The organism is Bacillus thuringiensis (assembly GCF_001595725.1).
Classification (GTDB): Bacteria; Bacillota; Bacilli; order Bacillales; family Bacillaceae_G; genus Bacillus_A; species Bacillus_A thuringiensis_K.
In genome coordinates this window covers 3130047-3144079 of the sequence record NZ_CP014282.1, presented here as the reverse complement: position 1 = coordinate 3144079, position 14033 = coordinate 3130047, and the positions used below count along the sequence as shown (strand labels likewise).

The following is a 14033-nucleotide window of genomic DNA, read 5'->3' as shown; positions in this document are numbered from 1 at the left end:
GATAGATATATTGAAAAAATCGTTGATATATTGTGAGTTGTGATAGATATATTTGAAAAATCGATGATATAAGTTCATATACTAAGATATAGAACAAAAAATAACGCTACTATACAAGGTCATTCACGTGTTATAATGCGTGAATTAAATATACGTATATAAATAGTTTCTCAGAGTGATGCGATGTCATGTATGATTAGTGTAACAACTAGAGGTGAATAAAGGATGTTAACGTTTTTATTTGAGTTAGACAAGAATCTCCCGCAGAAGGATGAGTCACGGTATGATGCTTATTCAAAGGGTTTTATCGAAGGAGATGTAACGATTTGCGCGAGTGACAGCGTATTTTTTCAAAAATCATGTATAAAGGTTGCAGAGCTGGGCATTTATTTAGGTCAGTGGATGGAACAAGTTCAACATGGGCAGAACGTGCCTATGAAATATGAAACGGCTAACCGTGAAGAGGTAATTCTTAGTTTCTTCTATGAAGAGGATCATAATCAATGGAATGTTTCTTCCAGCTGGCAAGAATTTGAACTGCAAGAGCGTATAGCTACTACAACATTAATAGAGAGTGTTCAACGCTATTTGTATGAGCTAAATAAAGAACTGCGCGCGATTGAATATCCTGTGACGTTTGATCAGTACTTAAGAGGAGAGCGAATGATGCAGCTTTCTTACAAACGACTATGTGATAGTAAAGCGGATACGGTGCCTATTGAGGTTTACAATGAAAGCGAAGGAGTAGGCGTAGTACGGGGCTATTATAAAAATACGTTGATGAGAGTGCTTGACTTCATTCCGAAAGTCGGTAGTAATATCATTTATGAAATAAAGGATAGTAAGGACAATATTCGCGTCATTGCAAAGGATGTAAGTAGGCAGCGTCAAAGAAGAATTTTAGTAACATATAAAGATAATCATGATGCAGAGCATGAAATACTTGTATGTGACGGAAAGTTATTGGATGCAAATTTCTTATTTACCTTTACATATAAGAAAGAAGAATATGTTGTTCATAAAACTACTTTTGGGATGGGAAAGTTATTACGAAAAGGCTATGTAATCGCAGATTGGAATATTCGTCTTGAGGAAGATATGTATTACATTGAGATGAATGTATATGATGAAAAATATATAAAGGATCAATACTTACTGTTAGGCGTATTTCATGCGGTTTTGTATGGGTGATAGTTGTATAAATGAAAAATACCGGTATTCTTTGTGAAAAGAATGCCGGTATTTTTTATTTATCCTCAAAAATAAAAACCTCATCAATCGTACTATGAAGTGCCCTCGCAATATCGTGAGCAAGCTGCAAGGAAGGATTATATTTTCCTTTTTCGAGATGACTAATTGTTTCACGTCGCACACCAACGCTCTTCGCTAAATCTTCTTGTGTCATGTTCAATTTGGCCCGGTATTCTTTTATTTTCGTTACGAACGCCATGGTGCATCTTCCATTTCATCAACAGGTTTATCATAAAAGAACATAGAAAAACCGAATGTAAGAATGAGTGTGGCGAAAATAAGAGCGATATCAATTTCTTGTAGCGTCGGGTTTAGAAATAACATTTCAATAAATATAATGATTGCAGTAGTTAGTAACGTAACGATAAATGCATTGCGGCACGATTTATTGACAATTTGTTCAAACAGTTCATCGTGTTGAACTGTTCTATACGATGTGAAAAAGGAGAAGAAACAGAACATAGTAAACAATCCTTTTTCATAAAAAAAGCCAAGAAAACCGAAGAAACCAAGAAATCCTAAATATTTTATCCAAGTTGTTTTCATGATAGTTCCTCCTCATTATGTTATAAATAAATCACGTTATGTTATAAATAAATCACGTATGGATAGGAATGGTAATAATAGTTTTCCAGTTTGCTTCATAATAATAGTAAAAAGAGGAAATATACTGCGAAATAAAGAGGATAATATTGTAAAATGGTTGTAAGGAGGGGTAGGAAGGTATGCTAAATTGGATCATGATCGTTGTATTACTTGTAGTCATTACTGTAGTCGTGACGGTGTTAATTGGGCGAAAGGGTGATGCAAATTATAGTAAAGCGACAAAAGGGAATATTAGAAGGCTTACGATGATTTATATTATACTAGCTGTCGTTTTAATCGTTGGGTTAGGTCTGTATATTTATTTTAAAGGTTAAAAACTGAAAAATACAAAATCTAAAAATATAAGTATGCTATAATATCAATATAGTTATTTGGTAATTAAGGAAAGGATTGGATGGAATGATTGAAATTACGAATGTGTCAAAAAGTTATAATGGGTCTACTTATGCCGTAAAAGATTTAAGTTTATCTGTACCTAGCGGCGAAATCTTTGGATTTTTAGGACCGAATGGTGCGGGTAAATCAACGACAATTAAGATGATTACTGGTATTCATGGGGTGGACAAAGGGACTATTACGATTAACGGAAAAAATATTATGGAAGAGCCGATGGAAGCGAAGAAGACGTTTGGTTATGTGCCGGATAGTCCAGATATGTTTTTACGTTTAAAAGGAATTGAATATTTAAACTTTATGGCTGATATGTATGAAGTGCCGAAAGAAGTAAGACAAGAACGAATAGAATCTTTAGCAAAGAAGTTTGATCTTTATAATGCTTTATCTGATCAAATTCAAAGTTATTCGCACGGTATGAGACAAAAAATCGTTATTATTGGTGTGCTCGTGCATGAGCCAGATGTATGGATTTTAGATGAACCATTAACAGGACTTGATCCGAAATCTGCATATATTTTAAAAGAAATGATGAGAGAGCATGCGGATAAAGGAAAGATTGTATTTTTCTCTACACACGTATTAGAAGTGGCAGAAAAAATATGTGACCGGGTTGCTATCATTAATAAGGGGAATTTGCAGTTTAAAGGAAATTTAGATGAAATGAGAGATCATTTTAAATCCAATGAATCACTTGAAAAAATGTTCTTGGAGATGACGGGCAATGAGTAAAATTTGGACGTTAACGAAGGTACTATTAAAGTTAAATTACGCAGATTTTATAACAGATAAGAAGAAGCGATGGGCGTATTTATTTTCATTTGCAGCTATTTTATTTGTTGGCTTTTTAATATTTGGTTCGATGACGCACGGAATGTATGAAGGTCTGAAACAATTAGGGCAAGGGCCGGGAATGATTATTGCAATGGGACTTGCGATTGCGAGTATATGGGTATTTTTAATGAGTATAACGAACATTTTAACTGTATTTTACTACAGCAATGACATTGAAATGTTACTTCCGTTACCATTAAAACCAGCGCAAATTATTTCGGCAAAATTTTTAACGGTATTAATTACACAATACGTAATGAGTTCATTTATTTTATTACCAATCTTCATTACATACGGTTTAAAAAGTGGCGCATTTATTACATATTACATATATATGATTTTTATTTACTTACTCTTCCCAATCGTGCCGTTAGTATTAGCTTCGTTACTGATGACAATTATTATGAGGTATACAAATATAGCGAAAAATAAAGATCGAGGAAATATATTTATTGGAATCGTAAGTATATTATTTATTGTAGGAATTAACGTATTTATGCAGTGGAGAAATAAAAGTGCGTTTTCTGGAGACGGGGCTGCGGAATATCTTGTAAATAATCAATCTTCTCTTTTAGTACAAATGACAAATTATTTTCCAACTACATATTTTGGAGCAGTGGCATTAGTAGAAAATGCAAATTGGAAGGGACCTTTATATGTAATAATCTTTGCAGTTATTTCATTTGTCTTCTTTGTGTTGTTTTATTACATTGCAGAGCGTACATATTTAAAAGGGGTTATTGGACTTTCAACGAGTACAGCAAAGAAACAAGTTATTTCCGCGGAAGGTTTACAGAAATCAACAGTACAAAGTTCGCATTTAAAAGCGTATGTGAAAAAAGAATTTAAAACGTTATTCCGTACACCACAATTTTTCTTAAATTGCATTGTACAAACTTTCGTTATGCCAATTATGTTGTTCTTTATTTTATTTGTGCAAGATGGAAATTTAAAGTTTATTACAGAGTATATTAACAATCCAGAGACAACGGGATTTGCAATTGGTGTTGGCCTTTGTGCATCGTTATTTTTAATGGGTAGTAACGTCATTGCAACAACGTCATTTTCGCGAGATGGAAGCTCTTGGTTTGTGAATCGTTATTTACCAGTAAAGGCTTCGGATATCTTTTTTGCGAAAGCAATCACTGCTTGGTTAATTAATGTAATTATTTTAGCAGTATTCGGTATTACGATGGCAGTTGTAGCGGGAATTTCTCCAGTATTTATGGTTCTTTGGTTCTTATTAAGTGCGAACGGTTTATTGTTAATTAATTTAATCGGAACACGCTGGGACGCACAAACTGCAGATATTCATTGGGATACAGAGCAGAAATTATTTAAAAGTCGATATACAACTTTGTGGAATTTTTTAGTTAATATTTTAATAGCTTTAATTATTGTGGGGGGAGTAAGTGTATTATACTTCTTCCTTCATGTCGGACTGTGGGTTATGTTTATCGTTTTATTTGTAATGTTTACGATTGTAAATTATATTTTTATTAAAATGTTAAAATTAGGTGCTGAACGTATACTGTCAAATATTCAATAAGAAGATAGATCCTCTGTATTCATGCAGGGGATCTGTGTATAGATGGAGGAGAAAAGGGTGAAGAAAATAGCAATTGTAACAGGGGCAACTCGTCTGAATGGAATTGGTGCAGCTGTATGCAAGGTGCTTGCTCAAAAGGGGATAGACATTTTTTTCACGTACTGGCCAAAGTATGATAAAGCGATGCCATGGGGAATGAGTGATCAAGAACCCTTTTTGCTGAAAGAGGAAATTGAAAGTTACGATGTTCGATGTGAAATGGCAGAAATCAATTTATCGCAGTCTTATTCGCCAAATCGTTTGTTTTATATGGTATCAGAACGGTTAGGTGATCCATCTATTCTAGTTAATAATGCAGTATATTCTATTCATACGAGAATTGAGGAATTAGATGTAGAGCAGTTGGATAAACATTATACAGTTAATGTTCGGGCTACTATGTTATTAAGCTCATTGTTTATAAAACATTATTCACTTAAAACGGGCGGGAGTATTATTAATCTTACTTCAGGACAGTCAGTAGGTCCAATGCCAGATGAACTAGCATATGCAGCAACGAAAGGGGCAATTGAAGCATTTACAAAGTCAGTAGCACCAGTTGCGATGGAGAAGGGGATTACAGTGAATGCTGTAGATCCAGGACCGACGAATACAGGATGGATTACAGAGGAGCTGAAGCATCATTTAGTATGGAAGTTCCCGCAAGGTAGAGTTGGAGAAACAATGGATGCTGCGCGCTTAATTTCTTTTTTAGTAAGTGAAGAAGCGAAATGGGTTACTGGGCAAGTCATTCACTCGAATGGTGGTTATTCATAAAAATATTATGTTAACAAATGTTGAGAAACAAAAAACGAAAGAAAATTTTATTTTTTTGTATAAATAAAATGTCAAGAAAGATAAAAATTTGATAGAAGAGTATATCGTCATATGAAGATAGTAATTCTTAATGTGACAATATACTCTTTTTCTTTTGTTAGAGAGAAGAAAAATGAAGTAGAAGAAACTCGAATATTCGAATTGATTTATCAGTTTTTGTACGTATTATTATGAAGATTACTGTCGGAAAGATGGTAATTCGTATGAAAAGGGATTTTTTAAGGGGGAATCGAATCGTAAAGGGGAGGATAAATAAAGTAAACATAGGGGGATTTATATGAAAATGAAAAAGGTCGCTATCGCATCGATAACAATTGGTACAATGCTTACTATGGCAGCTTGTAGTCCATCAGCAGATAAAGAGGCAGAAAAGAAAGAGCAAGTAACAGCGCAAAATGAAGGAGAAGCAAAAACGACAAGTGCAGATGAAGCGTCCAAAACAACGAAAGATACTGAAAAAGAAACAAATACTTCTTCAAATGAAAAAACAGATAAAGATGCAAAAAATACGAAAGAATCATCAGGAACAGAAAGTAACGGTAAAACATCAACTCAAAATGAGAATGTGAAAACAAAAGAAAAAGAAACGACAGGAAAAACGAATGACCAAACGACTAGCGGGAAAACAGCAGATCAAAGCACAAGTACAAGCTCAAACACAAACACAAACAATAACGAAAAGACAACGAAAGATCCGAAGAAAAGTGTTGCTGTGAAAACGAACGTTAAAGAAGTTGTGGCATTAATTGATAGCTTGGACAAGCAGTTAGCTGCTAATCCAAAATTGGAAACAGTGAATAAGCTTGGCAAACAAATTAATGAAAAGTGGGACGTGATTGAAAAAGAGCTAGAAGCATCACATCCGACGGATTCTAAAACAATCGGTCAAAGCATGTATCCGTTAATTGTAGGAGCGGAGAAAGAAAAAATCGATATTAATAAAATGAAATCATTAACGACGAAAACGAAAAAAGATTTAAATCAGTTATTGACGAAACTTTCATAGTTTCAAAAGCCTACTCGTGTGAGTAGGCCTTTTTTAGGTTGTTGTAATGTGCACAGTATAACTTATTTATTTTCATTTTCAATTACGATGCGAAAGGAACTGAATGCTTGTTGACTGATATAATCTTCTTCGCTAACTTTAAAAGGAAATGGAAAAGCAACGAGTTGAAAATTACTTTCCTGATCCACTGAAGGCAATGTGAAATTAAAGATTTGTCTTGTTTCAGGTGCAACCTTAGTATAAACGACTTTTCTATTGTTAAATATTTCAACTTGTTTCCAATCTTTAAAAGCCACGATTGCGTAAGTCATTTCATCATTTGTTTCATTACCGCTTGATAAAATTAATTGCTTGCCTTCCTTTTCAAAGAAGACAGTTTGTAAGTTCTCTTCACGGTTAGTAACAAATAATGGTTCGTAAAGACCATCTTTTAAAATAGCATTTGGATCTATAAGGGAGAATTTTATTTTTTCGTTTTCTTTCTGAAGAGGATGCATTGAATATCGCATACTTAGAATATCTTCTAAAATAGCTGCTTTATTTAAGTTATTATCTTTTAATTTGTATTCAGGTTTTTTAATTATTAAAAAGGTTAATTCATTTGCATTAGGAGAGGTGTGTAAAGAGATTTTCGTAGTAATTGAACTGTTTGGTTTCATATCAAAAAAATAGTGTGATATTTCATTAGTAGTATCTTCTATTTTAAAAGGTTTTTGTACGTAATCTTCTAGAACAATTAATCCATATTTTCGGTTTTCATTAATAGTATGTACGAATGATAATGTTACATTAACTCTATTATCCTCACTAGTAATGGTACTACCATTGTTAATATGTTGACCTTGATTATCCTTCAATCCGTAAGAAATAGTATTGGTTTGTTGCTCTCGTTTATTTTCTATGGAAGGTGGATGAGGTTGTATGATTGAAGTATTGAACAAAATATAAATTGTAAGTAATGAAATAAGTAAAACACCGCTAATAATATATATTTGTTTCATAAATAGCACCTCAATATATGTAAAATATTAGAGAAAGCTTTTGTTTCGTGATTCACATCATTATAACCACTTAATTTATAGGTATGATTACCGATAGCGTAATCATCTCCATAATAAATGCTTGTGTTGGTCGCTGTAGCACTTACAAAGGATGATTTTTTTGCACTATTACTTTTCGTATTTACTAATGAGCCATCGCCATTGAAAGTTCTTGCTTTTGCATAAACATAGTCTTCGGTCGTAGTTGATTTCGATTTCGCAACTGCATATGGGTTACCAAAAAAGGGAGTATATACGCTAATGTTAGAGTCATTCTTAGGTGCAGCTGCAACAGTCAAACTAGGAACAATAGATGTTTTTGTTGATTGAATTGTATCAAAGTCAACTAAAATGGGCTGCTTGTCTACAGTATCGACCTCTGAAGCACTTGCGTTATTAGTAAAACCAAAACCTAAAACCGCTAACCCTAAAGTTGTCACCGATAAAGATTTTTTCATATTCACTAATTTTCCCGCCTTTTAAAATTTTTGAGTTCGAACTCAATTCATACAATATATGAAAATTTCGAAACTCTCAATGTTTTATCCCATACTTAACTTTTCTTTTATTTTCAATTCAACATATCTTCATTTGGAAAAAAGCGAATATATCTTCTAATGCTTAGCCAGCAAGGAATACAGGTTTAACCTTATGAATTTCGTGTAAATTTAAATCTATTCATGTCATAATCTCTGTTATTTTTAAGTTCATATGGGAAACGTATTAAAAAAAGGATGGTGACAAAAATGACAATTGATCGAATTTGTACAATTGGACCCGCAAGTAATAATAAAGAAACGTTAGCACAGTTAATAAAGAATGGTATGAAAATTGTTCGACTAAATTTATCGCATGGCACGCATGAAAGTCATAAAGACATCATTCGTTTAGTGAAATCATTAGATGACTCTATTAAATTTTTGGGTGATGTACAAGGTCCTAAAATAAGATTAGGTGAAGTGAAGGGAGAGCAAATTACACTTCAGGCAGGAGATCCTTTTATTTTACATACACAACTAGTTACAGGGAGTAATATAGAAGCAAGCGTTGATTATGAAGGAATTGCGAATGATGTGAAAGTAGACAGTAGAATTTTGATTAATGATGGAGAAGTTGAATTAATTGTTGAAAAGATAAGTACGGACAAAATAGAAACAAAGGTCAAAACAGGTGGCAATATCTCATCCCATAAAGGAGTTAATTTACCAGGTGCGGCTGTTAGTTTACCAGCTATTACAGAGAAAGATAAAAAAGATATTCAGTTTCTTTTAGAAGAGAATGTTGATTTTATCGCGTGTTCTTTCGTAAGAAAACCTAGTCATATAAAAGAAATACGAGATTTTATACAACAGTATAAAGAAACGTCAACTAATGTAATTGCAAAAATAGAAACGATGGAAGCAATCGAGAATTTTCAAGATATATGTAAAGAAGCAGATGGAATTATGATTGCAAGGGGCGATTTAGGAGTAGAGTTACCGTATCAATGCATTCCGCTTTTACAGAAAATGATGATTCAGGAATGTAATCGAACGAATACATATGTCATTACAGCAACACAAATGCTTCAATCTATGGTAGATCATTCTATTCCAACAAGGGCAGAGGTGACTGATGTGTTTCAAGCTGTACTGGACGGGACGAATGCAGTTATGCTTTCAGCTGAAAGTGCATCAGGAGAGCATCCAATCGAAAGTGTGAGAACATTACGTCTCGTTTCAGAATTTGCGGAGCATGTTAAAAAAGGTGGACCTTTTGCGATGAAAGATGTACTGCAATTACTGCGTGAGTCTCTGGATGAGTAATAAATAAAAAGAGGGCGGATATGCATCCGCTCTCGTGTTTTTCATTCATACTATTCTTGCTCTTGCTCATCCAAAATCTTTTCAAACGCAGCAGATACTTTATCAAACTCTTCATCATTTTCAATGTATGAAAACTCATTATCTTCTTCTACTTTTAAAAAGAAAATATCAATGTCTTCCTCAGTTTCTGTTTGGATATCTTCAACAAAGGCAACTGCAATATACTCTGCGCCTTCGACATCCATCACTCCAAGTACTTCTACTTCTTGCTCTTCGTTATTCTCATCACTAAGAGTAAACACTTCGCCAACTTCAATATCAGACATATTCATTCTCCTTCTGTTCGACTCTAAAAATAGAGCGCTCAAACTGTATACATACTAATATATCTTTCCATGAAAAACCAAATTCATACATAAGAAAAACGACTGATAGTTCTTTAGTATAAGTATCCAGCTATTAGGAGCATTATTTGTCTGTGCTATATTACTTAATCCATTCAACAATTGTATCCATAGTCTGTCTTGTTTTATCACGCTTTGGCTCTTCTTTACGGTAACCAAAGGCAACCATAACTGATACTTCAAGATTATCGCCTTGTATAATGCCTTCTTGACGAAGTAAAGTATCTACTTCCTCTTTATCAAATCCTTCTATTGGACAAGAATCAATACCGATTTGAGCTGCGCTCGTCATCATATTACCTAAAGCAATATAAGTTTGTTTAGATGCCCAATCAAATACAGCACGATCGGATTGTAATAAGTTAAAATCTGATTCCTGGAACTTTTTGAAGAATTCATATCTAATTTTTTGAGTGTCTTCAGGCAATCCAATAATATCGTTCATCATATATTTAATATACTCTGCATCATAGTGCATATCTTTAATGTTTCTTGAAAGAACAATGACGAAGTGGCTTGCTGTTGCAAGTTGCCCACCAGCGCCCCATGAATATGGTTGTAGTTTTTCTCTTAATTCTTTATTTTGTACGACAATAAATTTCCAAGGTTCATATCCAAAAGAAGAAGGAGATAATCTGCCTGTTTCTAAAATGAATTTAAAATCCTCTTCTGAAATTTTGTGCATAGGATCGAACTCTTTACATGCATGTCTGAAATGAAAAGCCTCCATAATCTTTTCTTTTGTAATTTCGTTTGTATTTGTCATAAAAGTTCCTCTTTTCATAAATTTGTTTTTGTAAGTAAATTATATTTTTAAAGTAACATAGATACAAGTACGCACATTTATGTGGTATAGTATCAAAAAAGATACTATTGATAAGGGAAGGGATTTATTATGGATTGTCCAAACGAAAATAATATAAATTACCCATTTTTAAACAAATATTCTTGTCCAGTTGAAGCGATGGTTGAGGTTATTGGTGGAAAATGGAAAGGTGTTATTTTGTATCATTTATTAGATGGGAAAAAGAGGTTTAATGAATTAAAAAGATTAAAACCTAATATCACACAAAGAATGTTAACACTTCAGCTTAGAGAACTTGAAGCAGATGGCATCATACATCGCGAAGTATACCGTGAAGTGCCGCCAAAAGTAGAATATTCATTAACTGAGCTTGGGGAATCTCTTCGTCCAGTAATTCTATTAATGATGGAATGGGCAACCCATAATATGGAGAAAGTCTTGGAGAGTAGGAATACGAAAAATAATAATTAAGAGTTGAAATTGGTATAGACGAGATATGTGAAATAGTTGTAGAAATAAAAGGTGTTTTCCATATGTGAAGACACCTTTTATTTTCATGTTTTTTACTTTTTAACATCAACTGCTGAAATTGCGAAGTCATTCAAGTTTACAGTTTTGCCATACCAATCAGCGTGTTTAAAAACAACACCTTTTCCATATCCTTCAGTTGAAGTATGTTCCCATAGCGTTGTTGAATAGCTAGCAGTAGGGGATGCTGTACTTATGGAAGAAATTCTATTTTGCCAACTAGGAGGCAAATTTTTAAAACCGCTGCTATGAGAAAAATACTCGCCACCTTTATTTGCATGTTCATAGAAGTCTGTACTATTAGGTCCGCTCCCGCCAACCCCAAGGGGAGTAATTGTATTATTCAATCTTTGTTTATCTTTTTCAATAAAAGACTTTAAACTTTCTTTGCTCGAAAATCCATAAGATAACCAGTCTCCATTTTGATTTTGTTTCGGTAGTACTAACGTTATTTTTATGTCTTCCTTTAATGGCGCACTCAATTTGTTAAACGAATCTACAGTCTTTTCATCTACAGTTACATATTCAAAAGAGGTAATCGAATAATCCTTTTCGGTACTAGCTGATACTAATCCCACTCCTCCAGTTAACGATGAAACAGTTAATAATGCACCTGCTATCAACTTTTTAAGCATGGATTCATCTCCTTAAAACTTAGATTTTTTTCATAACTAAAATGTATGTTAATTTAAATGTATTATAAATATTTAGAAATTTATAAAGATTAAACAGAATATTCTTTTATTAGCCTGGAGTAAGGAAAGTAATTAAAAATGAAAAAAGGTTTACTTAAAAAGTAAATCCTTTTTGCTGACCTATTTCAAAACTCTATGAATTGAAGTTTTATTTTACCCAGCTATGAATTATACACTTCTTTTGTATTCGTAGAAACCGCATCTAATAAAAGTAAAATGGCTGCTATCATATGTAGAACGAGGTCTATATAAGGGGAAAAGGCAACTAGAGTAACGATAATACCGATATAATGAGGGCACGTATTCATGTCTTCTTTTTTAGCTAATAAAAAAGTAGTGATATGTAAAGCAATCAATAGTAGTAAAAGTATCCCATCTAAGTTAACAAGTTCCTGAAATAAATAATAACAAGGAAGTAATAAAAGATGAGAGATCCCTGTGGTCCACTTTAGTGCTTGTATGTAGGTTTTCAAAGTAAATCCTCCTAAAATCATTCATATCTATATATTACCAAAATTAATAGGTGATTGGATATTAAATACTTATGGTTTTTAGTAGAATATAATTATTTTATGTTAACTAATGGTTTCGTTATCTTTAAAATAGAAAAACCACCCAAACGAGGGTGGTTCGTATTATAAATAACTACTTAAAGAAGAAAGGGAGACTTTCACCTCACTACCTTCCTTCATATTCCGCAGCATAACGGTGTCTGTACTAAGTTCTTCTTCCCCAATAATAAGCACATAAGGGATGTTTTCTTTATTGGCATAATTAAGGGCACGTTTTAATTTGCGTCCTGCTAGTTCTAGTTCGATTTTTAATGAAGTAGTGGTGCGTAATTGCTGGGCAATTTGTAAGCATTGTAACTCTGTCCCGAGTGGGATGATAAATAGATCCGCTGTAGATGGGGTTGTTTCTTTCTGCGATAGTGCTGTATAAATAACGTCTAAACCGAATGAAATACCGACTGTTGGATAGTTCATATTATCACTACGGAATGCTCCAATAATGTTATCGTAACGGCCGCCGCTACCGATGCTGGATGTAATCGATCCATCTTTTAAAAAGATTTCATATACGGTGCCAGTATACATTGTGAGTCCTCGCGCTAAAAACGGATTAAATATCGTATTTTCATTTATTCCAAGGGCGATTAAATATTGCTGTAATTGTTGTAATTCGTTTACTCCATCGGCAACGAGTGGATTATTGAAAGCTTCTTTAAAGTCAGCGATAGTAAGCTTTAGACAAGATAATACGGTATTACATATCGTATCAGCCATTTCTTCAGAAATCCCGCGCTCTAATACATCTTTTCGTACACCATCAATCCCAATCTTTTCGATTTTATCTAATGACAAAATGACGTCACTCGTTAACTCAGTAGGGATGTTAATAGACTCGAGAATACCGTTTAATAATTTTCGGTTGTTATATTGGATCGTTACTTCTAAGTTTAACGTTCGGAACAGTTCAAACGCCATGCTCATAAGTTCAGCTTCTGCCATGACAGACTCAACACCGAAGATATCAACGTCGCATTGTATAAATTCACGAAATCTTCCTTGTTTAATAGGGCCATCTCGAAATACTTTCCCAATTTCATACCGTTTAAAAGGGAGGCGAATATTCGGATTCATCGCCACGACTTTTGCGAATGGAATTGTCAAATCGTATCGTAAGGCAAGGTCACGTTTTCCTTGATCTTGAAGTGTATATATTTCTTTTAATATTTCATCACCACCGCCGTACTTGTATGACATAAGCTCATACATATTTAACGTTGGTGTCTCTAACGGTTTACAGCCATAACGTTCAAACGTATCCTCACATGCTCTTTTAATTTTATTTCGCAGCACTTGCTCCTCTGGTAAATAGTCTTTCGTTCCTTTTACATTTCTCATTTCCATCATAATCACTCCTTTTTAAATTAAAAAAAGCTATGTGAGTATAAAAATACCCACATAGCTTTATGAACGCTTCGTGGGTCAACAGGAAAAGCCCTGTACCCACGAAGAAAAATTTTTCTTCGGATACACGGCGTTACGTTTGATGATGAAGTTGGAAAGAAGTATTAAGATTTCGCATGGCAAATCTCTCCTTAACGTAAGTTTTTCCAAATTATATCAGATGATTTTTGAATTATCAATATTTTTAGTTTTGAAATATACGTGAAGTTATGTAGGAGAAATGGAAAAGGGTGTATAATAAAACTTAATAATATGAAATAACCTTTTA

Annotated in this window: 17 protein-coding genes; 8 read left to right on the top strand and 9 right to left on the bottom strand. The window is 33.6% G+C overall.

Translation table 11 applies throughout. The annotated features are described in order from the left end of the window. Nucleotides 1-225: 225 nt before the first annotated feature. A complete protein-coding gene (locus AXW78_RS15780) occupies nt 226-1191 on the top strand; it encodes a tubby C-terminal domain-like protein (protein WP_000955115.1) in 966 nt (321 codons plus the stop codon). 55 nt (nt 1192-1246) lie between these two features. On the opposite strand, the gene AXW78_RS15775 is transcribed toward AXW78_RS15780, so the two are convergent. Together AXW78_RS15775 and AXW78_RS15770 are read right to left on the bottom strand one after the other, a co-directional pair. Continuing rightward, nucleotides 1247-1450: a helix-turn-helix transcriptional regulator gene (locus AXW78_RS15775; protein ID WP_000896305.1), complete on the bottom strand. Its 204-nt coding sequence runs from the start codon at nt 1448-1450 to the stop codon at nt 1247-1249. Further along, nucleotides 1438-1797, bottom strand: coding sequence for a DUF3796 domain-containing protein (locus AXW78_RS15770; RefSeq protein WP_000859206.1), 360 nt, complete (start codon nt 1795-1797; stop codon nt 1438-1440). The genes AXW78_RS15775 and AXW78_RS15770 overlap by 13 nt, the downstream gene beginning before the upstream one ends. Nucleotides 1798-1976: 179 nt before the next feature. On the opposite strand from AXW78_RS15770, the gene AXW78_RS15765 reads away from it, so the two are divergent. The 5 genes from AXW78_RS15765 (at nt 1977) to AXW78_RS15745 (ending at nt 6515) form a co-directional block, all read left to right on the top strand. Further along, on the top strand, nt 1977-2171 hold the full coding sequence (locus AXW78_RS15765) for a hypothetical protein (protein WP_061884415.1): 195 nt from the start codon (nt 1977-1979) through the stop codon (nt 2169-2171). A gap of 85 nt (nt 2172-2256) precedes the next feature. Further along, complete coding sequence (locus tag AXW78_RS15760) at nt 2257-2982, top strand: ABC transporter ATP-binding protein (protein WP_000570204.1); 726 nt, start codon at nt 2257-2259, stop codon at nt 2980-2982. Continuing rightward, on the top strand, nt 2975-4633 hold the full coding sequence (locus AXW78_RS15755; RefSeq protein WP_061884414.1) for a putative ABC transporter permease subunit: 1659 nt from the start codon (nt 2975-2977) through the stop codon (nt 4631-4633). The genes AXW78_RS15760 and AXW78_RS15755 overlap by 8 nt, the downstream gene beginning before the upstream one ends. Before the next feature lie 57 nt (nt 4634-4690). Beyond that, the gene (locus tag AXW78_RS15750; protein WP_002164101.1) at nt 4691-5449 is read left to right on the top strand and encodes an SDR family oxidoreductase; all 759 of its coding nucleotides are present in this window, start codon (nt 4691-4693) and stop codon (nt 5447-5449) included. Nucleotides 5450-5786: 337 nt separating this feature from the next. Further along, on the top strand, nt 5787-6515 hold the full coding sequence (locus tag AXW78_RS15745) for a hypothetical protein (protein ID WP_000782526.1): 729 nt from the start codon (nt 5787-5789) through the stop codon (nt 6513-6515). 62 nt (nt 6516-6577) lie between these two features. Here AXW78_RS15745 and AXW78_RS15740 read toward each other — a convergent pair whose 3' ends face one another. Together AXW78_RS15740 and AXW78_RS15735 are read right to left on the bottom strand one after the other, a co-directional pair. Next, a complete protein-coding gene (locus tag AXW78_RS15740) occupies nt 6578-7516 on the bottom strand; it encodes a hypothetical protein (protein WP_061884413.1) in 939 nt (312 codons plus the stop codon). Continuing rightward, the gene (locus AXW78_RS15735; protein ID WP_061884412.1) at nt 7513-8019 is read right to left on the bottom strand and encodes a hypothetical protein; all 507 of its coding nucleotides are present in this window, start codon (nt 8017-8019) and stop codon (nt 7513-7515) included. The genes AXW78_RS15740 and AXW78_RS15735 overlap by 4 nt, the downstream gene beginning before the upstream one ends. 282 nt (nt 8020-8301) lie before the next feature. Between AXW78_RS15735 and AXW78_RS15730 the strand changes: the two genes are divergently transcribed. Next, nucleotides 8302-9360: a pyruvate kinase gene (locus AXW78_RS15730; RefSeq protein WP_061884411.1), complete on the top strand. Its 1059-nt coding sequence runs from the start codon at nt 8302-8304 to the stop codon at nt 9358-9360. Between the two features lie 50 nt (nt 9361-9410). Here AXW78_RS15730 and AXW78_RS15725 read toward each other — a convergent pair whose 3' ends face one another. After that, on the bottom strand, nt 9411-9692 hold the full coding sequence (locus AXW78_RS15725; protein ID WP_003301955.1) for a DUF1292 domain-containing protein: 282 nt from the start codon (nt 9690-9692) through the stop codon (nt 9411-9413). Between the two features lie 154 nt (nt 9693-9846). Next, on the bottom strand, nt 9847-10530 hold the full coding sequence (locus AXW78_RS15720) for an NAD(P)H-dependent oxidoreductase (RefSeq protein ID WP_000185710.1): 684 nt from the start codon (nt 10528-10530) through the stop codon (nt 9847-9849). Between the two features lie 129 nt (nt 10531-10659). On the opposite strand from AXW78_RS15720, the gene AXW78_RS15715 reads away from it, so the two are divergent. Next, complete coding sequence (locus AXW78_RS15715) at nt 10660-11040, top strand: winged helix-turn-helix transcriptional regulator (protein WP_000340573.1); 381 nt, start codon at nt 10660-10662, stop codon at nt 11038-11040. Between the two features lie 92 nt (nt 11041-11132). Here the strand turns inward: AXW78_RS15715 and AXW78_RS15710 are convergent, their stop codons facing one another. The 3 genes from AXW78_RS15710 to AXW78_RS15700 all read right to left on the bottom strand — a co-directional run bounded on the left by AXW78_RS15710 (nt 11133) and on the right by AXW78_RS15700 (nt 13705). Then, a complete protein-coding gene (locus AXW78_RS15710; RefSeq protein WP_000914247.1) occupies nt 11133-11732 on the bottom strand; it encodes a hypothetical protein in 600 nt (199 codons plus the stop codon). 221 nt (nt 11733-11953) lie between these two features. Beyond that, complete coding sequence (locus tag AXW78_RS15705) at nt 11954-12265, bottom strand: hypothetical protein (RefSeq protein WP_061884410.1); 312 nt, start codon at nt 12263-12265, stop codon at nt 11954-11956. A 162-nt stretch (nt 12266-12427) separates the two neighbouring features. Then, entirely contained in the window at nt 12428-13705 is a 1278-nt protein-coding gene (locus AXW78_RS15700) for a histidine--tRNA ligase (protein ID WP_061884409.1), read from the bottom strand. Between the last annotated feature and the right edge of the window lie 328 nt (nt 13706-14033).

What these genes read in the sequence shown, in the direction of transcription:
- AXW78_RS15775 (WP_000896305.1), bottom strand. Translation starts at nt 1,450, where the DNA reads ATGGCGTTCGTAACGAAAATAAAAGAATACCGGGCCAAATTGAACATG.
- AXW78_RS15740 (WP_061884413.1), bottom strand. Translation starts at nt 7,516, where the DNA reads ATGAAACAAATATATATTATTAGCGGTGTTTTACTTATTTCATTACTT.
- AXW78_RS15780 (WP_000955115.1), top strand. Translation starts at nt 226, where the DNA reads ATGTTAACGTTTTTATTTGAGTTAGACAAGAATCTCCCGCAGAAGGAT.
- AXW78_RS15770 (WP_000859206.1), bottom strand. Translation starts at nt 1,797, where the DNA reads ATGAAAACAACTTGGATAAAATATTTAGGATTTCTTGGTTTCTTCGGT.
- AXW78_RS15730 (WP_061884411.1), top strand. Translation starts at nt 8,302, where the DNA reads ATGACAATTGATCGAATTTGTACAATTGGACCCGCAAGTAATAATAAA.
- AXW78_RS15700 (WP_061884409.1), bottom strand. Translation starts at nt 13,705, where the DNA reads ATGGAAATGAGAAATGTAAAAGGAACGAAAGACTATTTACCAGAGGAG.
- AXW78_RS15720 (WP_000185710.1), bottom strand. Translation starts at nt 10,530, where the DNA reads ATGACAAATACAAACGAAATTACAAAAGAAAAGATTATGGAGGCTTTT.
- AXW78_RS15765 (WP_061884415.1), top strand. Translation starts at nt 1,977, where the DNA reads ATGCTAAATTGGATCATGATCGTTGTATTACTTGTAGTCATTACTGTA.
- AXW78_RS15725 (WP_003301955.1), bottom strand. Translation starts at nt 9,692, where the DNA reads ATGAATATGTCTGATATTGAAGTTGGCGAAGTGTTTACTCTTAGTGAT.
- AXW78_RS15760 (WP_000570204.1), top strand. Translation starts at nt 2,257, where the DNA reads ATGATTGAAATTACGAATGTGTCAAAAAGTTATAATGGGTCTACTTAT.
- AXW78_RS15715 (WP_000340573.1), top strand. Translation starts at nt 10,660, where the DNA reads ATGGATTGTCCAAACGAAAATAATATAAATTACCCATTTTTAAACAAA.
- AXW78_RS15755 (WP_061884414.1), top strand. Translation starts at nt 2,975, where the DNA reads ATGAGTAAAATTTGGACGTTAACGAAGGTACTATTAAAGTTAAATTAC.
- AXW78_RS15710 (WP_000914247.1), bottom strand. Translation starts at nt 11,732, where the DNA reads ATGCTTAAAAAGTTGATAGCAGGTGCATTATTAACTGTTTCATCGTTA.
- AXW78_RS15745 (WP_000782526.1), top strand. Translation starts at nt 5,787, where the DNA reads ATGAAAATGAAAAAGGTCGCTATCGCATCGATAACAATTGGTACAATG.